This window comes from Aeribacillus sp. JST-2 (genome assembly GCF_056032925.1).
Genome location: NZ_JBVVUU010000011.1, coordinates 1 through 23,543, shown reverse-complemented (window position 1 = coordinate 23,543; position 23,543 = coordinate 1). Strand labels below are relative to the sequence as shown.

Here is a 23,543-nt window from a genome sequence, read left to right as displayed (position 1 = left end):
CGTTAATTCGCCTTCGACCAATCGGCAAATACCCGTTTAAATAAAGTCCACCAGCTCGCCACTTCAACATCTTTTTCAGCGACCAAAGGGCTTTCGGCTATGATTTTTTCCCCTTTTTTCAAAATGAGAGCACCGAGTTCATCCCCTTTTTTGACCGGAGCAGTTAAATCCTTTTCAAACATCACTTCCTGCTTGATATCATCAATGCCTTCCCCTTTTTTCGTTAAAATGGAAATCGGTTCCGAAGTCATTAACTTGACTGTTTTTACGCTGCCTTTATTAAGCTTTACATTCGTAACCGACTCGTTTCGTTTAAATAGAGGATGGGTTTCATATTGGTTGAACGCATAATCCAACATTTTGGTTATTTGCGCATTTCGGTGTTTTGGCGTTTCTGCCCCGAATACGACAGCAATTACCCGCATATTTCCTTTTTTAGCTGTTGCCGTTAAACAATATTTGGCTTCATTTGTAAAGCCGGTTTTTACTCCATCAACACCTGGATAAAATTTAACCAGCCTGTTTGTATTGACAAGCCAAAATTCTTTTTCCGTGCCTTTGCGCAAATAATCTTCATATTTCCCTGTGTATTTTGTAACTTCTTCATACTTGAGAAGTTCTTTCGCCATTACCGCCATATCATGAGCGGATGAATAATGATTGTCTTCAGGCAAACCGGTTGTATTTTGAAAATGCGTGTTTTGGAGCCCAAGTTCCTTCGCTTTTTTATTCATCATGTCTACAAATCGTTCTTCTGATCCCGCAATTCTCTCTGCCATTGCCACTGAAGCATCGTTTGCAGAGGCGATCGCAATCCCTTTTACTAAATCTTCCACCGTCATTTCCTCGCCAGCCTCCAAAAAGATCTGCGATCCCCCCATCGATGCGGCATGTTCACTTGCCCTTACTTTTTCGCTCAATTTGATTGTTCCTTTGTCAAGAGCCTCCATAATCAGCAACAGCGTCATAATTTTTGTCATGCTGGCAGGCGGCAGCCGTTTATCCGAATTTTCATCATAAAGCACTTGCCCGGTATCCCTTTCTATCAATATGGCTGATTTCACTCCTTCGACGAGCCGGACGCGTTTTTCTTCCGCCAAAGCTGCTTGTGATATTCCTAAAAAGACAAATAGAACTATTGTCACCGTTGCCAATACTTGTTTCATTTGCATATCCTCCATTCTTTTCTATATCACAGATAACTGCAAAAATAGTTTTTTCTATTGAAGGAAGATTCATCTCCATAAAACCCATTTTTTCCAATTGTTAAAAGAATATACAAAAAATAAAAAAGAATCGGGTGCGTCCCGATTCTTTTTGATGATTTTCCCGTTATTCTGTTACTGTTTCGTAAATTAGTGAGGGCTTCTCAACTTTATCCTTGGATATAGTAATACTGTCATAAAGCTTTTGCTTCGTTTCTTCTATATTTTTTTTGTTGCTGAAAATTATGGCAAGCGTTTCACCTTTTTTCACGTAATCACCGATTTTTTTGCGAAGGACGATTCCAACAGCTAAATCAATGGCTGATTCTTTCGTAGCTCTTCCCGCTCCAAGCTGCATGGCGGCTGTTCCTACCTCATCAGCCTTAATTCCAGCGACAAACCCTTCTTTATTTGCCTCCAATTCATATTGATAAGCGGCTTGCGGCAGTTTTTCCGGTTCATCGATGACAGAAGGATCTCCCCCTTGGGCGGCAACAAACGTTTTAAACGTATCAAGCGCTTTTCCGGCCGCTATTGAGTCCTGAAGCAGTTTGCGGGCTGTTTCTAAATTTTCCGCTTTTTCCGCCAAGTACACCATGTAGCTTCCAAGCGTTAAGCAAAGCTCCTTTAAGTCTTCGGGCCCTTCCCCTTTTAACGTTTGGATGGCTTCTTGCACTTCAAGTGCATTGCCAATGGCAAATCCCAACGGCTGGCTCATATCTGAAATGACTGCTATCGTCTTTTTACCGACATGGTTTCCGATTTTCACCATCGCTTTTGCTAATGCCCGTGAACCGTCAAGCTCTTTCATGAACGCCCCGGATCCCGTTTTCACGTCCAAAACAATGGCATCGGCGCCTGAGGCGATTTTTTTGCTCATTATCGAGCTTGCAATAAGTGGTATGCTGTTTACCGTTGCGGTGACATCTCTCAAAGCATACAACTTTTTGTCTGCAGGGGTTAAATTGTTCGATTGGCCGACAACCGCTATTTTATTTTCATTTACAAGCCGAATAAATTGATCATTTTCGATTTCGACATGGAACCCAGGAATTGATTCTAATTTATCAATTGTCCCGCCCGTATGCCCAAGGCCTCTTCCGCTCATTTTGGCGACAGGTACGCCGACGGAGGCGACCAGAGGTCCGAGGACTAATGTCGTCGTGTCTCCTACGCCGCCTGTAGAATGTTTATCCACCTTAATTCCGTTAATTTGGCTCAAATCGATCTTATCCCCGGAATCAGCCATTGCCAATGTAAGTTCCGCTTGTTCTTCCTCCGTCATGCCTTGAAAAAAAATGGCCATTGCAAGCGCGCTCATTTGATAATCAGGAATCGTTCCGTTTGTATAACCTTCAATCATGTAACGAATCTCAGCTTTTGTGAGCGCTTTTCCGTCCCGCTTCTTTTCAATCAAATCAACCATTCTCATTCCAATCACCTTTTCTTACATTTTTCCAACAATTGATTTCACCAGCATTAAAAAATCAGCCCGAGCCATTTGCGTCGTTTGCATCACTTCTTCGTGGGACAGCGGTTGATCAAGGACTCCGGCAGCCATATTTGTAATGCAGGAAATGCCGAGCACTCTTAAACCGGCGTGATTGGCTACAATAACTTCCGGAACAGTCGACATGCCAACAGCATCAGCGCCGATCGTTCTCAACATCCTAATTTCGGCTGGCGTTTCATAAGATGGTCCTGTGTTGGCTACATAGACCCCTTCTTTTATGCTTATTCCCAATTCCTCAGCCGTTTTTCTTGCCACAGCAAGCAATTTTTTATCGTAAGCTTCCGTCATGTCAGGAAAGCGTACGCCAAATTCCGGAATATTTTCACCTATTAACGGGTTCTGACCCATGTTGTTGATGTGATCAGTAATGAGCATTAAATCGCCCGGCCGGAAAGATTCGTTTATCCCGCCTGCTGCATTTGTGACAACAAGCGATTGGACGCCCAATACTTTCATAACACGGATCGGAAATGTTACTTGTTCTAAGCTGTACCCTTCATAATAATGGAATCTCCCTTGCATGGCCGCTACCGTTTTTCCGTTTAACGCACCGATGACGAATTGGCCTTTATGCCCTTCAACCGTAGAAACCGGAAAAAAAGGAATTTCGCTATAAGGAATTTTGACGGCTTCTTCAATATCGTCAGCCAGCCCGCCTAAACCTGATCCTAACACAAGGCCAATTTCAGGAGATTTTTTGATTCGATCCTGCAAAAACTGTGCTGCTTGTTCAATGCGTTCTTTCACGGACATCGTTCATCCCCCTAATGTAATTCATGTAAAAAACTTATCCCGTGTTTTGGCATTTTGACAGAGAAATTATTGGCAACCGTTGCGCCCACATCTGCGAAAGTTTCCCGCAGTGGAAGCTCCTTTCCATTTCTGAATGTTTTATTATAAACAAGAAGCGGAACATATTCCCTTGTATGGTCTGTTCCGTGGTGTGTGGGGTCATTTCCATGATCAGCCGTAATGATCAATAAGTCATCTTCCTTTAAATTTTCAAACATTTCCGGCAGACGGGCATCAAATTCTTCCAACGCCTTCCCATACCCTTCTGGATCACGGCGATGGCCATATTTGGCGTCAAAATCGACCAGATTCAAAAATGAAAGTCCAGTAAAATCTTGATCGCACGTTTGCAGGATTTTGTCCATTCCATCCATATTGGAAATGGTTCGGATTGCTTCTGTGATTCCTTCCCCGTCATAAATGTCGGAAATTTTTCCGATGGCAATGCAATCAAAGCCGCTGTCTTTCAGTTCGTTCATGACAGTGCGGCCAAAAGGCTTTAAAGCATAATCATGTCTGTTGGCGGTGCGTTCAAAATTGCCGGGAGTGCCAACGAAAGGTCTGGCAATGACTCGGCCGACCATATAGTTTTCATTTAATGTTAATTCTCGGGCAATTTGGCAAATGCGGTACAATTCCTCAAGAGGCACGACTTCCTCATGTGCGGCAATTTGCAAGACGGAATCTGCGGACGTGTAGACAATGATAGCACCTGTTTCCATGTGTTCTTTTCCAAGCTCTTCTATAATGGCTGTGCCGCTGGCTGGTTTATTGCCGATGACTTTTCTTCCCGTTCTTTTTTCCAATTCCTCAATCAGCTCCGCTGAAAATCCGTTAGGAAAGACTTTAAATGGAGTATCGATTTTCAAACCCATTATTTCCCAATGACCGGTCATCGTGTCTTTGCCGGCTGAAGCTTCTTTCATTTTGGTGTAAAAGCCAAGCGGCGGCTCCGCCTTTTGAACTCCTTTTATTTCCCGAATGTTTCCCAACCCTAGTTTCGCTAGATTCGGCAAATGCAATCCGCCAAGATGTTCAGCAATATGACCGAGCGTATCCGCCCCTTTGTCATTGTATTTTTCCGCATCGGGCGCTTCGCCGATTCCTACTGAATCCATTACGATCAAAAACACTCGTTTATAAGTTGGCTGCAATGACAACTCCTCCTGCCATCATAAGTTATGTTTACTATGATTATACCGAAAAATGCCATTAACATATACTAGGTGATTGCCTTGTATGGCAAAAACTATTTTCATAACAGATCGATTATATGTAAAAGGAAGAGGTGGAGAAAAGAAAATTAAGAAGAAAGCTGCTGCTCATGCATTAGCGTTCAAGCTTAACCGTAGCTTTTCCTTTACGCACGGGGATGATACATCCGGTATACATCTTTTAACCGTGTTTTCGTTACATGTGTATAAATTTCGGTTGTGGATATATCCGCATGTCCGAGCATTTCTTGAACGGCTCTTAAATCTGCTCCGTTTTCAAGCAAGTGGGTGGCAAAAGAATGTCTTAGTGTATGAGGGGTTAATTCTTTTTGAATACCTGCTTGAGCGGCAATCGCTTTTAAATTTTTCCAAAAACCTTGGCGGGATATTCTTTTCCCATGATGATTTAAAAATAAAGCGTCTGTTTTGTACTTCTGCCGCGCCAGCTTTGGCCGCCCTTTTTCAAGATATTCCTTTATGGCTTTTGTAGCTTTTTCGCCGACAGGCACGAGGCGTTCTTTTTTTCCTTTTCCAAAACAGCGGACAAAACCCATGATTAAATGAACATCCGAAATATTTAATGAAATCATTTCACTGACTCTGATCCCAGTAGCATATAAAAGTTCAAGCATCGCTTTGTCCCGATAGCCGATGGCAGTTGTCAGCTTGGGAGTATCCAATAGACGCTCCACTTCTTCAAGCGAAAGCACTTTCGGCAGCTTCCGTTCGATTTGCGGTGTTTCAATATGGACGGACGGATCTTCCTCGCATACTTTTTCTCTTAATAAAAATTGATGAAAGGCGCGGATTGAAGCAATGTGGCGGGCAATCGTTTTACTCGATTTCCCGCTGTCTTTCAAAAAATGCAAATATTGCAAAATGTGCAGGCGTTGTATCATGTTGACATCTTGAATTCCGAGATTTTCAGCCAAAAACCGCTGGTATGAATGCAAATCCCGCTCATAGGAAACAATCGTATTTTCCGCAAGTCCTCTTTCAACAATCAGATAATGAATGAAATCTTGAATGTGAACGTTCAATCTCCTCTACTCCCCATGTAAATAAAAGAATATGAGACGTTGAAACCATGTACCCTCTTGTTCTTCAAGCATTTTTGTCACCTTTTGCGCCGAACCCTCCGGTTCATCATAGCGGTGATATTCGCTATATTCCAAGTTAACCCATATCATAGCATAGTAGAATAAAATCGTAAATCCCGTAAATAAAACAAAAATTTTTAACATGCTGCCAATCATATTCATCCATTTATTCATCGTTGTCCTCCAGATCATTTTTCTCATATTAAAAGATATGACCTTCTGGACAAACTTTATACATCAATTAATACAAAAAAAACCTTCCCCAAACGGAAAAGGTTACTCGTTTTGATTTTCTGCTTTTTCTTGACAGCGGTGGCATATCCCGTGGAACGTCAGACGGTGGTCTTTAATTTTAAAATTCCAATCCCGCTCGACAATTTTTTCAACTTCCTCCAGCAAATCTTCTTGAATCTCATCAACTGAACCGCATTCCATGCACACGAGATGATGGTGAAAGTGCTGGGCCCCTTCCTTACGCAAATCATATCTTGAAACGCCGTCACCAAAGTTGATTTTGTCGACAATCTTCAATTCTGTCAACAATTCCAACGTTCGGTACACTGTCGCAAGCCCGATTTCAGGCGATTTTTCTTTCACAAGGAGATAGACATCTTCTGCACTTAAATGATCTTGCTCATGTTCAAGCAACACACGGACAGTTGCTTCGCGCTGCGGGGTTAGCTTGTAGCTTGATGAATGTAATTGCTTTTTTATTCGCTCTAAGCGGTTTTCCATTGGCATCTTTCCCTCCCTCGCCGCATTCCCCATCTATTATATCAAAATAGAGGAAGGTGTCCAAATAAAATCATTTTAAATTAAAAAATAAAATGTTTATTAAATAATAATTATTTTTATTTATTGATCAAATCAATTGTAGCTTTCATTAATATCGGGGAAATATATCCTTCAAATATAGAAGCAAACAAAACAGCGGCCGCTATCACCAATAAGGCGGTGCTATAGCGGGCAAACATCCGAAACGGCTGATCATTCAATCTTTTGACAAAGAGCTGCCTGATCAGTTTTAACGAAAAATTTGCCGCTTGTGCGCCGACCATGATAAACACAGGGATTAACAATAAATTTTGCGGCAGGATGGAAACAAAAGAAAGCATGAACCCTCCCAGCTTCATTTGATTCACTAAAAAACCGACGGTAAATCCGATCACCATGCCTTTTAAAAACAGCATAATAAAAATAATCGGGAGCCCGATAATCGAAATTCCCAATATCCACATGAACCCCAAATATTTTATATTATGAAAAAAGCTTTGTTTAAACATTTCAAACGAACTGGCCAGTTTTCCGTCTGAAACTTGTCCAAAAAAAAGGGTTAAATAATAATATAAATCTTCTTTCTGAGTGAGATTCATGCTGTTGACAATAATCGCGCCAAAAATGACGCCCATTATAAACAAAATGATCACAAATAAATAAATGGTTGCTTGTTCTTTAATATGATTGGCAATGAACAAGGAAAATTTTTGCATATCCAATCCTCTCCTATTTTTTCTCACTACTAGATTGTATGAAAGAGAGGATAATGGATATTCATGTTTTTACTAGAAAAACAGAAGAGAGAAAAATCAGGCGCCTATGACTTTTCCGTACTTGCCACCGCCGCCTGATTGAACAGAAAGTTTGCCTTCTCTTGCGGAGATGATGAGCGCTGCTATTTTTTCCGGAATGACTTGAACGAGCTCCTCGTACGGTGCTTTATGCAAAATGTTCATCTCCGTGCCAAAATGATCTTTTAACTTTGCCAACGTTTTCGGTCCAACGCCGGGCAAAAATGCCAGCGGCACTTGATGAATGTAGGGCGGCCTCTCGTGAGCGCCGGCTTTTTGATCAGAAAGCTCCGCAATTCTGCGCTTAACTCCTTTCACGACTTTATGACTTCCGCATATTGGACACCTTTTATCTTCTGTTAAATGAATCATTTTTCCGCATGTTTCACAGTGAGTTTCATAATATTTTCCAAGCTTCGGATTTAGTCCATAATTGGCCGCAATGATCCTTCCTTCTACCGCCCGAATTGCCATCACCAATTCCTTGAATGTCGGCGCTTTTAATAACAATTTCTGGTATTCACGTCCTATTTTAGCAAGTGAATGGGCATCAGAATTTGTTAAAAAAGGAAAAACAGACAGCTCGCGAATGCCTGAAGCCATATTTGTGTCGCTGCTTAAGCCCAGTTCGACTGCGTCGATGAGATGGCAATCAAACACTTCTGTCAAGCTTCGGTTCACCCCTTTTCCGTAAAGGCTTTTAAAGGGGGTAAAAATGTGGGCTGGAATAAATAAGCCGCCTAATTGCACCACTTTAAGCTGGAGCTCTTTTCCTTCCGCATATACCCGCTGAGAGCTTAAATGGATATTTTTCAAACGGGGCTCCAACCAATGGGAAAATCCTTTCATTTCAGCAAGGGTCGGCATAAAACAAAGAACATGAATCGGCCCTTGACAGTTTTTATCATAAATTTCCAGCTCTGTTCCTATGATCAGCGTGGTGTTTTGATAACGGATCCCTCCATCAGCCAATTCCTCGTAAACACCACTTTTGATTCCATCTTCAAGCGTCTCGATTACTTCCGGGACATGGCAATCGATGATACCGATCATATCCATTCCTTTGCTTTCAGAAGCTTCTGCCAAAATATTTTCAAGTGTCAGTGACTTAGCTCCCGTAATTTTTACCGGTTTTCCCGTTTTCGTTCTCCCGATGTGAATATGCAGATCTGCAAAAAATTCATTCATTTTTCTCCCTCAATTGTTTTAATAGTAAATATTGCACCGCATAAACCGTTTTTGCATCATAAATTTCTTGATCCGCTATTAATTGTTGCGCTTCTTCAAGCGTTACTTCGATTACATCCACAAATTCATCTTCATCAAGGCTTGCTTTTTCTTCAAGCTGTCTTAATCCTTCCGCTAAATAAAGATGTATAATCTCATCGGCAAATCCCGGTGAAGTATAAAAAGACATGATAGGCGTTAATGAATCGCATTCAAGCCCGGTTTCTTCCTCCAATTCCCTTTTTGCAGTTGTTTCAGGGGCTTCTCCTTTTTCAAGTTTTCCTGCCGGAATTTCCACAAGATGGCGTTCCAGCGCTTTGCGAAATTGCCTTACCATAACGATTTTTCCTTCGTTTGTAATAGGAATGACTGCCACCGCACCAGGATGTTTGACAATTTCACGCTTCGCCTGTTTTCCGTCCGGCAATCGCACTTCATCCAAATATACATCAATTATTTTCCCCGAATAGATAGTTTTTCTCGCCACCGTTTCTTCATGGAAATTTTTCATATGTTCAACTCCTGTTCTAAATGGCATTGATTCTTCATACATTCTACCATAACCAAAAAAGGGGGTGGTTTTTTGTATATTGATAGGGAAAGAAAACGAGTAGTGTTGATCGGAAAACCATTCCAAATCATCGAATGTTTGCGCGAATATGCGAAACAATATAGAACCGTTTATGAGTGGCTCGATCATTGAGGTGAAACATTTGCTTTTTCAAAAAGTTTGTACTACCTTCAAACTTAGAGAAAGAAAAAAGAGGTGATCTTTTTGAAAAAGCGCAGAATAGGAAATTCCGATTTATTTGTAAGTGAAATCGGCCTCGGATGCATGTCGCTTGGCCGAGACGAAAAACACGCGCGCTCAATGATCGATCAAGCACTTGAATTAGGAATCAATTTTTTTGATACAGCTGACCTTTACGACCAAGGGCTGAACGAAGAATTTGTCGGGAGGGCGCTAAAATCCCGGCGCAACGATATTATTTTGGCGACAAAAGTGGGAAACCGCTTTGAAACCGGAAAAGAAGGCTGGTGGTGGGACCCCTCCAAAGCTTACATAAAAGAAGAAGTAAAAGAAAGCCTTCGCCGCCTTGGAACAGACTACATCGACTTATATCAGCTTCACGGTGGTACGATCGATGATCCGATTGACGAAACGATCGAAGCCTTTGAAGAATTAAAGCAAGAAGGAGTCATCCGCTACTACGGCATTTCTTCGATTCGGCCGAATGTCATAAAAGAATGGCTGAAACGCTCCAATATCGTTTCGATTATGATGCAATACAGCCTTCTTGACCGGCGGCCGGAAGAATGGTTTTCATTGATTCTAGAGCATAACATTTCCGTAATTGCCAGAGGTCCGTTGGCACAAGGGCTTCTAACAGAACGTCCGCTTGAAAATGCATCTGATCGCGTGAAAAACAGCGGGTATTTGGATTACTCGTTTGATGAATTAAAAGAAACGCTGCAAAATATTGATTCTGTCTGTCCCAATCATACGAGAACGGAAACAGCGATCCAGTATGTTCTCCATCACCCTGTTGTTGCTTCCTGCATTGCCGGTGCAAGCAAACACGAACAACTGGCTGAAAATGTCCAAGCCGCGAAGGCAAAAGCGCTTTCGGAAGAAGAGTTCGCTGCACTGAAGCGCATGACGAAGCCGTCCGTTTATACCATCCATCGTGATTAAAAAGCGGGGGATGCCCCGCTTTTCTCACTGGCTTTTATCTCATGCGGCTTATTTAAAATCTTCCCAATTCAAATCGCTTTCGGAAAGCAATTCAGCAAAGCTTTTCTGTTTTTCCCGCTCCTTTTCTTCCTTTTTTCTTCGCTCCCATTCCAATTGTTTTAACTTCTCTTTCTCTTCTTCAAGCTGCTTTTTCATCTCTGCAAGCTTTTTGACTTTGCTTTTTTCGATTTGATCCTTTAAGGTCCATGTTTTTTCCATCGTCATCCCTCTTCCTCCATGCAAATATTGACGGATCTAGAAAGAAAAGAACTGAAAAGAAGTTTTTTCAGCTTATATCTTTGGACAATTTCATTCCCCAGCAACGGAAAACTTTCGGATCTTATTTCACAACGCTCTTTTTTACAATATTATAATATGATGATGAAGACGTTGTAAAAATTTTAAAAAGCAAACAGAAAGGGATATTAGCGATTTCATTCAGAAAAAACAATGATCGGTGTAACAAAGATATCTAGTGGTCTAGACAACTAGATGAATAGAGTGATAAAATATAAGAGAAGACAAAAAAGGGGGATATAAAAATGTCAAGGCATAAACCTTTCCTAATCAAGCATGCAACCGTATATGCCGAAAACAGTACATATGAAGACGGTTTTATCGCAGTCTCCAACGGAAAAATCGAAGCAATCGGAAGCGCGGCTTCCATTTCCTCATCCCTTCGCCATAAGGATTATGATATTTTTGATGCACAAGGAAAATTCGCCGTCATCCCCGGAATGATTGATGTTCATATACATGGAGCGGGGGGAGCTGATACAATGGATGCCACGCCAGAAGCGCTGGAAACGATGAAGCAAGTTCTTCCAAGGGAAGGAACAACTAGTTTTTTGGCTACAACCATAACCCAAAGCGGAGAATCGATCGAAAAGGCGCTTCGAAATGCGGCTTCCTGTATTCGTCATCAAAGTGCAGAAAATGCTGAATTGCTTGGCATCCATTTAGAAGGCCCTTTCATATCTCCCAAAAGAGCAGGAGCGCAACCTTTACAATTTATTCAACATCCTGACGTTGAAACATTTAAAAAATGGCAACAGATTTCGGACAATACCATTAAACTTGTTACGTTGGCTCCAGAGGAGAAAAACGGATTAGAACTGATAAAATTTTTAAACAAATCAAACATTGTCGCCTCCATTGGACATTCAGATGCTACATTTGTCCAAGTAGATGAAGCCATCTCAGCGGGAGCCGCACATGTAACCCATCTATTTAACGGAATGAGAGGCATGCATCATCGGGAGCCTGGAACTGCCGGAGCAGCACTAACAAGAGACGAATTGTATGTTGAAATAATTGCAGACGGTATCCATGTCCACCCTGAGATGATAAAGCTGGCCTATAAATCGAAATCATGCAAAAAGATCATTCTCATTACGGATTCCATTCGGGCTAAATGGTTGAATCAAGGAACATCTGAACTCGGCGGCCAAACCGTCACCGTTAAAGACGGAAAAGCATTATTGCCAGACGGAACGCTTGCGGGAAGTATTTTAAAAATGAATACGGCCATTCAAAACTTTAAAAAATTCACCAATTGCTCTGTTGAAGAAATTATTCAAATGACATCCGTAAATCCGGCCAAACAGCTAAATATATTTGACCGAAAAGGAAGCCTGAAACCGGGAAAGGATGCTGATTTAGTAGTCGTTGATCAAACCCTTGATGTTCAGATGACTTATTGCAAAGGCAATCTTGCTTATCAAAAAGGAAAGGAGGACCGCAAGTGGAACTGATCAAGGTAAAGGATTATAATGAATTAAGCGAGGCCGCTTCCAAAATCATCATTAATAAAGTAAAATCTTCAAATAAAGTCACAATCGGTTTTGCAACCGGCGGAACGCCTTTAGGAACTTATAAAAAACTGATAGAAGATTATCGGCGAAATCATACTTCCTATCAACATGTCGTCTCTTTTAATCTTGATGAATATGTTGGACTAAGTCCATCAGATCCAAACAGTTACCATTTTTATATGCAAGAAAATCTTTTTCAACATATCGACATTTCGCCAACAAATATTCATATTCCTAACGGTGAATCGGAAAATTTGCAAAAAGAATGCGAAGATTATGAAAAACTGATTGATTCTTTTCATGGCATTGACCTGCAAATATTGGGGATTGGGCGCAATGGACATATCGGCTTTAATGAGCCTGGCACTTCCTTCCGTTCGATGACACATGTTGTGGAACTGGCTCCTTCGACACGTCAGGCAAACGCCCGCTTCTTTCGCAGCCTCGAAGAAGTACCGACCCATGCCGTGACAATGGGAATCGCAAGTATTTTAAAAAGCAAGGAAATTCTTTTGCTGGCTCACGGAGAAGAAAAAGCTGAAGCGATCGTTCAGCTTATAAACGGTTCCGTAACGGAAGATTTCCCTGCATCTGCCCTAAAACTGCACCCAAACGTAACCGTAATTGCGGATGCCAAAGCGTTGTCAAAGCTCACTGAGTATTCGTGATGGGAGTTAAAGTGATGATGATTAACAAAAATTCACCTTTGCCGATATACTATCAAATTGAAGAACATATAAAAGATTTAATTGACCGTAAGCAGTTGAAGCCCGGTGATTGTCTCCCTTCTGAACGGGAATTTGCCGAACAATATCAAGTCAGCAGAATGACGATTAGACAAGCGATCACGAACTTGGTCAACAGCGGGTACGTTTACCGCATTAAAGGAAAAGGAACCTTTGTTGCGGATCAAAATGTAATTGAACTGAAACTTCACGGAATAACAAGCTTTACTGAAAATATTCAAGCGCTTGGGATGACGCCAAGCAGCAAAATCATTGAATTTCGAAATAGCCTTGCGGACAAAAACGTTGCAACCAAGCTAAAAATAAATGAGAATGAATCCGTCTATGAAATACAGCGAATCCGTTTGGCCAACCAAATCCCGATGGCATTGGAAACGAGCTTTTTATCTACGAAGATCGTAAAAAACCTGTCAAAAGAAACAGCAGCCCATTCACTTTATGAATATATCCAAAAGACATTAGGACTATCGCTGAAATATTCGACTCAAACCATTGAAGCATCCGCAGCAAATAAAAAAGAAAGCGAACTATTGGGAATAAAAAAAGGCTCGCCGATCCTCTTAATGGAAAGAATTACATTCCTTTCCGATGATCAACCGATTGAATTCACTAAATCGATTTACCGCGGCGACCGTTATAAATTTGTTGTAAAAATCGATCAAGATTCTTAATGAAACCACTTTAAAAATGTCCTTCCTTTGATATATCGAACCTTGCAACATCCACGCCCCAATGGCCTTTGAATTGCTTCGAAGACAATGGGGCAGCTTTTTTAGGAAAGGCTCTGTTAAAGAATAATGTTAGTAATCTAACAATTTAATGGAACCTTTAAAAATACAAGGTTCTACTGATGAATGGTTTGTAAAACAGTGAATATCTTAATAACTTACATGCTAGACTTATTTCTGCCAAATTTTTTTAAACAACTTAGTATATGTTAATGCAAGTGCTGATTGCAAAATTAGGAATAATGATAAACAAAATGTTTGTACATTTTGGTCTAATACACTTAATATTGCAAAAATCAAACCGATTACGATAAAAAGACCACTTAAGAAAGGTGTTGCTTTCATTAATATTTCAAATTTTTTGTTCATTGGCTCTATTCCCCCTTTGTATTTTCCATTGTAAGTACGTTCTTAAAGATTGACAAGGTTTCATTAACAGTAAATAAACAACATACCACTATCATTTTCCTTATTATTGAATAATGGTCACTTTTCTTCACCCTGAATCTAAGAATGGAAACCAACTCAAATAACGGTTAAGGTATTTTGTTGTTGCCACACCATGAAATCGTTGCATCCTTCCTTTTAATCGGCTGTGATAGTTATTGGCATTTTGAATATGATCCAATCCTTTTACTCTTTCTGTTCTAGGAAAAATTTTTTTCAATGATCGCTTTCATGATGGCGTCCTTATACTCCTTTCCCGTCTTTTTCCAAATCCAGATTTGTTTTCAGCTTCTCATTTTGCGGACAGGCCCATAAGAGCAATATAGACAGCGCCGCTAGAAAAGCAGACATTTGATACATGTGGGGGATTTGTATATCATTCAAAGCCATCCCAGCGAGGATATTGCCGACTACACCTCCTAAACCAAAAGAAATAGCCCAATACAACGTCTGGCCCGTAGCCCGGTATCGCTTCGGCGTCATATCATCGACATATGCGACCGACACAAAATTTTGGAGAGCGAACGATAAGCTAAGAAGAATTTGCGACCAAATTAAAATTGGCAGATTATCACTAAATCCCAAAACGAGCCACCGTACAGAATAAATAGCCGCAGCTATTGTCAGTAACATAGGATAGCTGAAACGGCTCATCAAACGTGTCGACATTGCAAAAAAAGGAATTTCCAAAATGGATTTTATTAATAATGCGATCCCTATTAGAGTGACGTTTGCACCTAACGTTTCCAAGTAAATGGAATAGAAAGAATTATTAGCGTGAACGGTCAATTGCAAAATGAAATGAAATGCTAAAAAAGCTATAAAAACAGGTTTTTTTAGCAAACCGACTGCTTCTTTTAATTGAAAATGTTTTTTTCCGCCTTTCTTCACAGGCAACATTATGGCGATGATGAACGAACAGAATAATAACCCGCTATGCAAACCAAACATTAAGGCCAATCCAAAGAAGTCCAAAATCCTTCCGATTGAAACAACACCAACGGCATACCCGAGCGATCCCCATAAACGAACTTTGCCAAAGTCATTGCGATCTTGCAAAAGGCTTAAAGCCGTACTGTCCGCAATCGGAGAGACAGCGCTTTGGAAGAACGAATAAAGAATAGTAAGAATCAATAAGTGTTGAAAATCCATTGAAAAAGGAAAAAAGGCAACCGTTGCTGCGGATCCGACAAGGGTTAGAAATAAAGTGAATTTTGGTCTTTCCCAGTAATCGGTTAATATTCCCCAAAGGGGCTGTGTGCAAATCATTACGAAGGGCCCAACTGCAAATAAAATTCCTATTTCCCCTTTTGATAAACCGAAATTGGCATAATACAGATTTAAAAATTGCATGGATCCGATGCCTAAATAAAAACAAAAGTAAAAGGCTTTTAATAAATGGCTTTCCATCGCAGATCCCTTTCATGACTGTATTTGATTGGCTTTGTTTGCAAAATAATAGGCCATATCACATGGCCTATATGTCGAATTTCGCAAAAATACTAATACTTTTTATACCCCATGTTCCAGTTCAAAAAACAATTTCGGTCCCTTTTTCGCTTGATTCATAAACTGCATTTAAAATTTTCATCATTTCAACACCATCTTCAACAGGGCTTATTGTTTCTTTCTCACCAAAACAGCTAAGGATGAAATGATCAATTTCATTTTGAAACCCTTCGACAAAGTCAAATGTTAAATGATCCACTTGCGGTATGGCATTTAAAATTGTGTTATGTTTTTCCGTGACGAAAAACAGCTCCGGCTCTACTTCAACTCCTCCCTTTTCCCCATAAAGTTTGACTGAAATTTCATCCTTCTTGGCATGAAGCGTAAAGCTGACATCCACCATCAAAGAAGCGCCGTTTTCAAAACGAATCATCGCATTGGCCAAATCTTCGACTGAATTATAATCCGGATCATAATCAGAAGCCTTATAAAACGAAAGATGCCGTATATGAGAACGGTTTCCAAGCTTTGAGTATGTGTTGCCGCTCACAGACTTAACTTTCGGTTTCCCCATCAAATACCAGCACAAATCAATGACATGCACGCCTAAGTCAATTAATGGCCCTCCGCCAGACCGTTTTTTATCGGCAAACCATCCGCCGGGATTTCCGAGCCTCCTCAAACAGGATGCTTTAGCATAATATATTTCGCCAAGTTCTCCCGCATCTATAAATTTTTTTAATATGTTCGTATTAGAGGCGTATCTTCTGACAAAACCTACTTGAAGCACCTTTCCCGAACAATCGGCGGCTTCTTTAATTTTCACCGCCTCCTCTACCGTTTTACACAAAGGTTTTTCTACCAGCACATGTTTTCCCGCATTAAGTGCAGCAACGGCAATTTCCGCATGAGAATTGTTCCAAGTGCAAATACTGACAGCATCTAATTTTTCATCCGCAAGCATTGCTCGATAATCTGTAAATACTTTTTGCACCTGATATTTTTCTGCTTTCTCCCTCGCTCTTTCCTTATTCAGATCACAAATGGCATATAGGGAAGCCCGCGCATTTTTAACATATGATTGTAAATGCATATCGGAGATAGAACCGGCACCTATTACACCAACATTTAACTTTTCCATTTTTTCACTCGTGTCCTTTCTATTAAACTTCTTTCCAAATTCTTCTCACATTTTCTAGGCTTATTTTCGTTCCGGTTTTACAGTCTTCCATCCCTTCAAATTCTATGGAAAGATAGCCGTCATACCCAGAATATTTGATTATTCTGATTACTTCAGCGATTTCTATATCTCCATGCCCGATAATGGAACCTCTCAAATAATTTCCGCCGCTCGTTTGAAACCATCCAGCACCCGGATTTTTGTAGGATGGCCGGTAATAAAAATCTTTTATATGGATCATGGAAGCAATGGTAATATTTTTTTTCAGTGCAGAAATTGGATTTTCATCAACGCATAAAAAGTTCCCTGTATCTAAAGTTGTCTTAAAATTTGGCCGGTTTACATGATGAACTAATGTTTGGATGCGGTCGCTTGCTTGAACATAATAGCCATGATTTTCAACACTCGTCGTAATTCCATAAGTCGCAGCGTAATCGGCAATTCTTTGACACGCCTCCACCATCTTCGGCAAATCGTTTTCAAATTGTTGAATCGTAGCTTCAGCAGCAGGTCTCCATGCCACATCATGGCGCATAAGTTTCACGCCTAATTGATTGGCAATATCCACTTGTTTTTTTACTTTCTCAATTTCCTCCTCAAATTGTTGTTCATTTTCTGTAATAAAATTGGCTGCTATTGCATAATTCGATATTTCGATTCCTACCTGCTCGGCTTTTTTCACAATCTCCTCAATTAATTCCGGATCATCTTCCAGACTGTATCCTATCGGAACAATCTCGACATGCTCTCCGCCTTGCTCTGCAATCCATTCAATCACCCCGATAATATCCATTTCACCGGACTTAAGCGATGGATATAAACTATATGAGCTTATTCCGAGTTTCATATTTATTCCTCCAGTTCTTGTTTCAGATAGATGATTTGGCGAGAATACATCTCCCCAAATGATTATTTTTATTGGTTGGCTGACCACTTTTCAGCACGAGCCTGCAATTGATCCAAAAAGGTTTGAATATCCGGCGCTTTCCCATTATGCGCTTTGCTGATAAAACCATTTATAGCTGGCACCATTTCACTTCCAAAAAACGGATTAGCTTCATCCATTAAAGTAGACTTTGATACTTCTGCAATTTTCATTGCTGTCTTCATATATTGATCATCTTCCGATACAAAATCAGCATTTGCTAATGTAGGTGTAAACTTATAGTTTTCATAATTAAATTTCTGTGCTTCGTATCCGGTTAAAAATTTTAGTACTTCCCACGAGGCTTCTACATTTTTTGCCTCTTTTGCCATTACAAATGGATCTACAGCTACCCAACCTTCACCATTAGGCCCAAGATTAAGTACAGACACATATCTATCTAATAAACTTTTATCTCCCGAAGCTTCTACTTCCCCCATCGTACTAGCTCCATTACCGTCAAGTTGAATAGCAATATTATTTCCATCCAATCCAAAGTTTTCTGCTCCTTGACTGTTTAAAAATCCCGGAGGCGCATATTGAGCCGCTTCTTTCAGCCATTCAAAAACTTTAACCATTTCTGGAGAATTTAAGTTCCATTTAATATTCTTTAAATCATCTAATGTTCCTTCTCCACCTGTTGCACCAAAAGCATGCGTCAGCGCAACAAAAGTTGAAGCATTAAGAGATTTTCCGTCGAACCATAATCCGTATGTTTTTTTACCGGTTTTAGGGTTTTTGCCGGTCATTTGTTTTGCTTTTTCTAAAATTTCTTGTGGAGTTGGTTTTTCAGAAAGGTACTCGACCCCAAAATCATCAAATATTTTTTTATCATATATTGTTACACGTCGACCCAAAACTGCTGGGATACCGAAGTGAACAGTTTTATCAAATGATTTCGTACTATATGAGTTTTCCCAAATACCTTTAAGATAAATGTCTTTATTAAAAGAACTGTCATTCTCAATCAAATCATCTAATCCTCTTAATAAACCTTGTTGATACCATTGAGAAGCAAAAGCACCGCCAGTATAAAGAACATCAACATCCCCGGATTTTAACATTGCTGTTTGTTTTGCTTGGGCATTTTCCCATGGAATTTGATACAATTCTACTTTTATATTAGGATATCTTGGATAAAACTCTTCTTCTAAAAATGTTTTCATTCCCTTGTTTTTTGCTCCAGTAATTGGATCAACCCCATCTTCGAGTTGCCATCCTGCTAAAGCAACGCGAACTGTTCCTTTTATTTCCGAAACGACTTCAACTTTCTTTTCACTTTTTGCATTACTAGTCTCTTCTGATGAGCATGCAACAAGCAACAAGATCATTAGGAAACTAAACATCGTGAACCATATCTTTTTCATAATTTTCCCCCTTCATATTATTTTTCTAATCACCATGGTTTTAGAAACTTTCTATTGTTTTATTCCTGATAAGGCGATGCTTTCGACAACATAACGTTGCAGGAATAAATAAATAATTATTACTGGTAACAAACTAACTGTAGTAGCTGCCATGATTACTGATGGTAAGGGCAATTCTTTATTATAAGAAAACATCGCCAAACCGAGTTGAATTGTAAATTTTCCCGGAGTTTTTAAAGCCAATAATGGCCACAAAAGATCATTCCAAACAGCTAAAAACTGCAAAATAACTAAAGTTGCTAGAATTGGAAGACATAACGGCATATAAATTTTTAAAAAAACCTTAAGTTCACTAGCACCATCCAATATTCCTGCTTCTCTCAAAGTACTTGGCATTTGATCAATAAAGGATTTTGCCAAAAAAGTACCAAATGCATAGTTTAAAGCTGGTAAATAAAACGCCCAATAAGTGTTTAGCAAATTTAAATTGTCAAATAATAAATATTGTGGAATCATAGTCATTTCAAATGGAATCATCATTGTACTAAGTGCGAGTACTAGAACAATGTGCGAGCCCTTAAATTTCAGCTTTGAAATTGCATATCCAGACAACAATGCTGACGTCAAACTAACGAAAATAACACCAAGCGAGACAATAATGGAATTGAAAATGTATTTAAACATTGGTATATTAGTAAATGCGAGTTCGTATGTCCTTATTGAAGGTTCTTTGGGCCAAAATCGCGGAGGATAAGGAATAGATAACCTTGCCCCCCAATCGAAACTTGTCAATAACATCCAAATAAAAGGGATGATCATCACTAACGACCCAATAAATAGCACTATTACTAAGATTATAGTGCTAAGTGCCTTCCTTCTTTTTGAATTCAAATATTCTCCCTCCCTCTATAAACTTTAATTTTCTTCAGAATTCTCACGTTTTCTTTAAATTTCACTAACTTCCAATAGCTTCTTCACCTCATGTTAGTGGATATTAATTGAATATATTCAATATATTTACATGGTAGAGTCCGTCCTATCGAATAGATTTACAATATCTGTAATATCCTGTATGACTGTGCTAGAAGTCTCCACACTTCTCATGGTCGCTCTTTTATCAAACCTCAAATTTCTTCATTACAGGAATGCTCCTATTCCAAGCTACTTTTTTTATTAAAGTATAATAGCAATAATGTTAATACTAATATAATAGTAAACAGTATATAAGACGCCGCTGTAGCTATTCCCATTTGGGAGGAGAGGAATGCATTACGATAAATATAAAGAACTGCAGTCATCAATGTTCCTGCTGGATTGCCAGCAGTACCTCCAATCAACCACACATCTGTAAATCGTTTCATTGCATTAATAGTACTAATTATTACCATAAACATTATTGTTGGTTTTAAATAAGGTACTGTGATATATACCCATTTTTTTAACCAGTTGGCGCCATCGACTTCTGCAGCTTCATATAAATCTCTTGGAACACTTGTTAATGCAGCGAAGAAAATGATCGTATTGTATCCCAACATTCCCCAAAGAGTCATTAGCACAATGCTAAACCTAGAAAATTTAGGATCTGTGAACCAACCGATTGGTTCAATTCCAATTGCACCTAGCAGATAATTTAATAAACCTGCCTCTCCTGGGTCGAAGAGGAACTTAAATAAAATACTTGCAGCAACCAAAGACACTACGTTAGGTAAAAAATATACTCCTTTAAAAAAATTTTGTATCTTCATTGAAGGAATATTATAAATTAAACTTGCTAGTATAAAAGAGATTGCAACACCAAGTACAACAGATAAAATCCCCATATAAAAGGTATTGTATAAAGATTCCCAAAAATTTGTATCTGTCAATACGTATCTATAGTTTTGTAACCCTATCCACTCTCCCTCATACGAACTAGCTGATTTTTTAAAACTCAATATTAGCGCTCCAACCATTGGATATATTGCAAAACCAAAAATTCCAATTAGCAAAGGTGCTGTAAATAAATACCCTGTTATATCACGACTAGTGAGCTTTAATTTTTTTTCTTTTTTCCATGCAATTTTTTTTGAAATGTCATCTGTGATTTGTATTTTTGCTGACATTTTTTCACCTCCCTCTAGATACCTCTATATTCCCCTGTAAACTTAAATTCCCTTTAATTTCCAATGGTTTTTCTATTTATATTTTCCATTTTTAACAAAATTTGTATTACTAAAATTTGCAACCTGTATTAGATCGCTAACATTTCCAAACACACAATAGACCACAATCTATTCTTTTGTCTTCCTTATATACTGGGTTGAAATCGGTATGCTCACTTTCGGAGACAATATCCGCTAGTGCAAAAAAACTCCAGCTCTCTTAAAAATGATTCACAATTCTCTTCAACTAATCAATTTCCACTCTGTTGATCATCACCGGTTTTTTCAGTTCATTGGATTGATAGGCTGCTTTTACGACTTCAAGTGTTCGCAGTCCATCTACACCCGTAATAAATGGCGGTCTTTTTTCTTTCACACATTCCAGAAAATCGTTGATTAATTCCTCATCCATATCATTTGCCCAAGGCAAATGGGAAATTTTCATGTCTTTATCGTTGTAGTAGACTGTGTGCTGTTTAAAGGCATCTACCGTCAAAGTTCCTTTCGTGCCAATGATTGTCATTGTCACATCCCCCCATGTAGGAAAAGTCTTAGGGCGTGACCAACTTGGATCGATTGTCGCTTTTACGCCTGATTCAAGTTCGAGCAGAACAATGCCGCAATCTTCAACCGCAATATCATAAAAGCGGGTATCCAATTCTGCATAAACAGTTTTGACTTCATCTTGTAACATCCAGCGGATTAAATCCATAACATGAACGATATGGTCTGTGGCCGCACCGCCTCCCGACAATCGTTCATCTATAAACCAGCCGCCGGGCATTTGTCCATGGTTTGTTCCATTAATGGCAATGACATCGCCAATAGCTCCAGAATCGATTAAGTCCTTCACCTTTCTAATAGAAGGCGCAAAACGGACGGGATAAGCTATTTGCAGGATCACGCCTTCTTTTTGACACGTCTGGATCATTTCCAATGCATCTTCTACACTGGTGGCAATTGGTTTTTCGCATAAAATGTGTTTTTTGGCCTTAGCTGCGGCTATGACATGGTTTTTATGGTTTGAATTTTCTGAACATATAATGACTGCTTGTAGATCTAGTTTCAGGAAAGATTCAAGGGTCGAATAAAATGAACAGTGGAATTTTTCCGCCATCTCGTTTCCGCGATCTTGATCATCATCCCATATGGCAATTAATTCTGCTTCAGGATGGTTAATTAAATGGTTCGCATAGCTTTGTGCATGCATATGGGCAAAACTAATGATTCCTACTTTCATTTAGGACATCCTCTCTTCAGAAATTGTCACCGGCAGGCCTGTCTGAGCCGATTTTATAGCTGCAAGCGCAATTTCAACGCTTTTGAACGCATCCTCCACAGTAACCAAAGGTTCCTCATTTTCTTTCAAACAATGAATAAAATGTTCCAACTGCAGCTGAAGCGGGGACTTTAATAAAATTTGCTCAGGAACAGCCACTCCCGTTTGACTGGAAGCTTTTGTATTCATGGCAACGTTTATTGGATTGCTTGTTCGGCTGTTGTATGCAAGCATGCCGTCCTTACCTGAAACTTCAAATGACATTTCAAATTCATTTATAGCCCATGCTACATCTACCAATCCAATCACACCATTTTTAAATCTTAAAGATACTAGCGCACAGTCGATCTTTTCTCCATTTTCTGATGTGCGCGTATTTCTTAACGCCATCACTCTTTCCACTTCACCGAACGTCCATCGCAGCCAATCAAAATCGTGGATGCCAAGATCAAGAATGACGCCGCCGCTTTTCTCTTCATTTTCATACCACCGATCTTTTCCTTGCGGATACGGACCGCGCCTTGCAAGACGAACGACCCCCACTTTTCCAACGAATTCTTCCAAAATTTTCTCCCTTGCATCTTGATACTCAGGAAAAAATCTCAGTACGTGCCCCGCGAAAAGCTTAACATCATTTTCATCGCAAATGTTTTTCATCCTCTCGATTTCTTCCAGGCGAAGCCCTAACGGTTTTTCGCAAATAATGTGTTTTCCTGCCTTTGCAGCCTTTGCCACATATTCATAATGAAGATGTGTTGGGAGACAAATATCAATCAAATCAACATCTACTGAATCAACAAGCTCTTCTATACTGCGGAATTTCTTAGCATGGTAAATATTTTCCAGACGCGTCAATGTTTCATCATTCCTGCCCACTATTCCCGATATCGTGACATCGCAAATCTTGGACAACGCTTCAAGGTGCAGCTGTCCCATCGTTCCGGTTCCTGCCACGGCAACTTTCATCATCGTACACTCCTCGTATACTAAGTTTCAGAAAGTTTTTTTATCGAATTTCCAGTCCGATACGCTCCTTGACAATCGCATATCTTGGGTGGTTGCCTTTGTGGGAGGGGCGCGCCCCTCCCACAAAGGGTTGAGCGTACCGGGGTT

General features: G+C 39.8%; 25 protein-coding genes and 1 pseudogene. 5 read left to right on the top strand and 21 right to left on the bottom strand.

Features of this window, described 5'->3' with window-relative positions; genetic code table 11:
- Positions 1 to 2 precede the first annotated feature (2 nt).
- From AC0KTX_RS07900 to AC0KTX_RS07855, 10 genes are all read right to left on the bottom strand, one after another.
- Positions 3 to 1,166 (bottom strand): D-alanyl-D-alanine carboxypeptidase family protein, encoded by a 1,164-nt coding sequence (locus AC0KTX_RS07900; RefSeq protein ID WP_474251673.1) that lies wholly within the window; start codon positions 1,164 to 1,166, stop codon positions 3 to 5.
- A 166-nt stretch (positions 1,167 to 1,332) separates the two neighbouring features.
- The gene (locus AC0KTX_RS07895; RefSeq protein ID WP_474251672.1) at positions 1,333 to 2,637 is read right to left on the bottom strand and encodes a pyrimidine-nucleoside phosphorylase; all 1,305 of its coding nucleotides are present in this window, start codon (positions 2,635 to 2,637) and stop codon (positions 1,333 to 1,335) included.
- Positions 2,638 to 2,652: 15 nt separating this feature from the next.
- Positions 2,653 to 3,471 (bottom strand): purine-nucleoside phosphorylase, encoded by an 819-nt coding sequence (locus tag AC0KTX_RS07890; RefSeq protein ID WP_474251671.1) that lies wholly within the window; start codon positions 3,469 to 3,471, stop codon positions 2,653 to 2,655.
- 11 nt (positions 3,472 to 3,482) lie between these two features.
- Complete coding sequence (deoB, locus tag AC0KTX_RS07885) at positions 3,483 to 4,664, bottom strand: phosphopentomutase (protein WP_474251670.1); 1,182 nt, start codon at positions 4,662 to 4,664, stop codon at positions 3,483 to 3,485.
- 206 nt (positions 4,665 to 4,870) lie between these two features.
- Positions 4,871 to 5,764, bottom strand: coding sequence for a site-specific tyrosine recombinase XerD (gene xerD / locus AC0KTX_RS07880; RefSeq protein ID WP_474251669.1), 894 nt, complete (start codon positions 5,762 to 5,764; stop codon positions 4,871 to 4,873).
- Between the two features lie 6 nt (positions 5,765 to 5,770).
- A complete protein-coding gene (locus AC0KTX_RS07875; RefSeq protein ID WP_474251668.1) occupies positions 5,771 to 5,998 on the bottom strand; it encodes a YqzK family protein in 228 nt (75 codons plus the stop codon).
- Positions 5,999 to 6,100: 102 nt separating this feature from the next.
- Positions 6,101 to 6,559 carry a ferric iron uptake transcriptional regulator gene (fur, locus tag AC0KTX_RS07870; protein WP_474251667.1) on the bottom strand — a complete coding sequence of 153 codons (459 nt, stop codon included), beginning with the start codon at positions 6,557 to 6,559 and terminating at the stop codon, positions 6,101 to 6,103.
- 116 nt (positions 6,560 to 6,675) lie between these two features.
- A complete protein-coding gene (gene spoIIM / locus AC0KTX_RS07865) occupies positions 6,676 to 7,314 on the bottom strand; it encodes a stage II sporulation protein M (protein ID WP_474251666.1) in 639 nt (212 codons plus the stop codon).
- A gap of 96 nt (positions 7,315 to 7,410) precedes the next feature.
- Positions 7,411 to 8,580 carry an endonuclease Q family protein gene (locus AC0KTX_RS07860; RefSeq protein WP_474251665.1) on the bottom strand — a complete coding sequence of 390 codons (1,170 nt, stop codon included), beginning with the start codon at positions 8,578 to 8,580 and terminating at the stop codon, positions 7,411 to 7,413.
- Positions 8,573 to 9,130 (bottom strand): NUDIX hydrolase, encoded by a 558-nt coding sequence (locus AC0KTX_RS07855; RefSeq protein ID WP_474251664.1) that lies wholly within the window; start codon positions 9,128 to 9,130, stop codon positions 8,573 to 8,575. The genes AC0KTX_RS07860 and AC0KTX_RS07855 overlap by 8 nt, the downstream gene beginning before the upstream one ends.
- 72 nt (positions 9,131 to 9,202) lie before the next feature.
- Here AC0KTX_RS07855 and mciZ point away from each other — a divergent pair, with 72 nt between their 5' ends.
- Together mciZ and AC0KTX_RS07845 are read left to right on the top strand one after the other, a co-directional pair.
- Positions 9,203 to 9,322: a Z-ring formation inhibitor MciZ gene (mciZ, locus tag AC0KTX_RS07850; protein WP_474251663.1), complete on the top strand. Its 120-nt coding sequence runs from the start codon at positions 9,203 to 9,205 to the stop codon at positions 9,320 to 9,322.
- Between the two features lie 72 nt (positions 9,323 to 9,394).
- Positions 9,395 to 10,315 carry an aldo/keto reductase gene (locus tag AC0KTX_RS07845; RefSeq protein ID WP_474251662.1) on the top strand — a complete coding sequence of 307 codons (921 nt, stop codon included), beginning with the start codon at positions 9,395 to 9,397 and terminating at the stop codon, positions 10,313 to 10,315.
- Positions 10,316 to 10,363: 48 nt separating this feature from the next.
- Here AC0KTX_RS07845 and AC0KTX_RS07840 read toward each other — a convergent pair whose 3' ends face one another.
- Positions 10,364 to 10,573 (bottom strand): DUF3886 domain-containing protein, encoded by a 210-nt coding sequence (locus tag AC0KTX_RS07840; RefSeq protein ID WP_474251661.1) that lies wholly within the window; start codon positions 10,571 to 10,573, stop codon positions 10,364 to 10,366.
- A 323-nt stretch (positions 10,574 to 10,896) separates the two neighbouring features.
- On the opposite strand from AC0KTX_RS07840, the gene nagA reads away from it, so the two are divergent.
- The 3 genes from nagA to AC0KTX_RS07825 are packed head-to-tail and all read left to right on the top strand — an operon-like array spanning position 10,897 to position 13,585.
- The gene (gene nagA, locus AC0KTX_RS07835; RefSeq protein WP_474251660.1) at positions 10,897 to 12,108 is read left to right on the top strand and encodes an N-acetylglucosamine-6-phosphate deacetylase; all 1,212 of its coding nucleotides are present in this window, start codon (positions 10,897 to 10,899) and stop codon (positions 12,106 to 12,108) included.
- Positions 12,099 to 12,836, top strand: coding sequence for a glucosamine-6-phosphate deaminase (gene nagB, locus AC0KTX_RS07830; protein WP_474251659.1), 738 nt, complete (start codon positions 12,099 to 12,101; stop codon positions 12,834 to 12,836). Before nagA ends, nagB begins: the two co-directional genes overlap by 10 nt.
- A 14-nt stretch (positions 12,837 to 12,850) precedes the next feature.
- Entirely contained in the window at positions 12,851 to 13,585 is a 735-nt protein-coding gene (locus AC0KTX_RS07825; RefSeq protein WP_474251658.1) for a GntR family transcriptional regulator, read from the top strand.
- Between the two features lie 228 nt (positions 13,586 to 13,813).
- On the opposite strand, the gene AC0KTX_RS07820 is transcribed toward AC0KTX_RS07825, so the two are convergent.
- The 10 genes and pseudogenes from AC0KTX_RS07820 to AC0KTX_RS07775 all read right to left on the bottom strand — a co-directional run bounded on the left by AC0KTX_RS07820 (position 13,814) and on the right by AC0KTX_RS07775 (position 23,396).
- Positions 13,814 to 14,011, bottom strand: coding sequence for a hypothetical protein (locus AC0KTX_RS07820; protein WP_474251657.1), 198 nt, complete (start codon positions 14,009 to 14,011; stop codon positions 13,814 to 13,816).
- Positions 13,995 to 14,285, bottom strand: a pseudogene (locus AC0KTX_RS07815) (hypothetical protein); the annotation flags it as partial. The pseudogene AC0KTX_RS07815 and the gene AC0KTX_RS07820, both read right to left, overlap by 17 nt.
- 47 nt (positions 14,286 to 14,332) lie before the next feature.
- Positions 14,333 to 15,499 carry an MFS transporter gene (locus AC0KTX_RS07810; protein ID WP_474251656.1) on the bottom strand — a complete coding sequence of 389 codons (1,167 nt, stop codon included), beginning with the start codon at positions 15,497 to 15,499 and terminating at the stop codon, positions 14,333 to 14,335.
- 121 nt (positions 15,500 to 15,620) lie between these two features.
- Positions 15,621 to 16,679 (bottom strand): Gfo/Idh/MocA family protein, encoded by a 1,059-nt coding sequence (locus tag AC0KTX_RS07805; RefSeq protein WP_474251655.1) that lies wholly within the window; start codon positions 16,677 to 16,679, stop codon positions 15,621 to 15,623.
- 22 nt (positions 16,680 to 16,701) lie between these two features.
- A complete protein-coding gene (locus tag AC0KTX_RS07800; protein ID WP_474251654.1) occupies positions 16,702 to 17,565 on the bottom strand; it encodes a sugar phosphate isomerase/epimerase family protein in 864 nt (287 codons plus the stop codon).
- Between the two features lie 68 nt (positions 17,566 to 17,633).
- Positions 17,634 to 19,010, bottom strand: coding sequence for an extracellular solute-binding protein (locus tag AC0KTX_RS07795; protein ID WP_474251653.1), 1,377 nt, complete (start codon positions 19,008 to 19,010; stop codon positions 17,634 to 17,636).
- A gap of 51 nt (positions 19,011 to 19,061) precedes the next feature.
- Positions 19,062 to 19,901, bottom strand: coding sequence for a carbohydrate ABC transporter permease (locus AC0KTX_RS07790; protein WP_474251652.1), 840 nt, complete (start codon positions 19,899 to 19,901; stop codon positions 19,062 to 19,064).
- Positions 19,902 to 20,161: 260 nt separating this feature from the next.
- Complete coding sequence (locus AC0KTX_RS07785; protein ID WP_474251651.1) at positions 20,162 to 21,112, bottom strand: carbohydrate ABC transporter permease; 951 nt, start codon at positions 21,110 to 21,112, stop codon at positions 20,162 to 20,164.
- 286 nt (positions 21,113 to 21,398) lie between these two features.
- Complete coding sequence (locus tag AC0KTX_RS07780) at positions 21,399 to 22,391, bottom strand: Gfo/Idh/MocA family protein (RefSeq protein ID WP_474251650.1); 993 nt, start codon at positions 22,389 to 22,391, stop codon at positions 21,399 to 21,401.
- Positions 22,392 to 23,396, bottom strand: a complete 1,005-nt coding sequence (locus AC0KTX_RS07775) for a Gfo/Idh/MocA family protein (protein WP_474251649.1) — start codon at positions 23,394 to 23,396, stop codon at positions 22,392 to 22,394.
- Between the last annotated feature and the right edge of the window lie 147 nt (positions 23,397 to 23,543).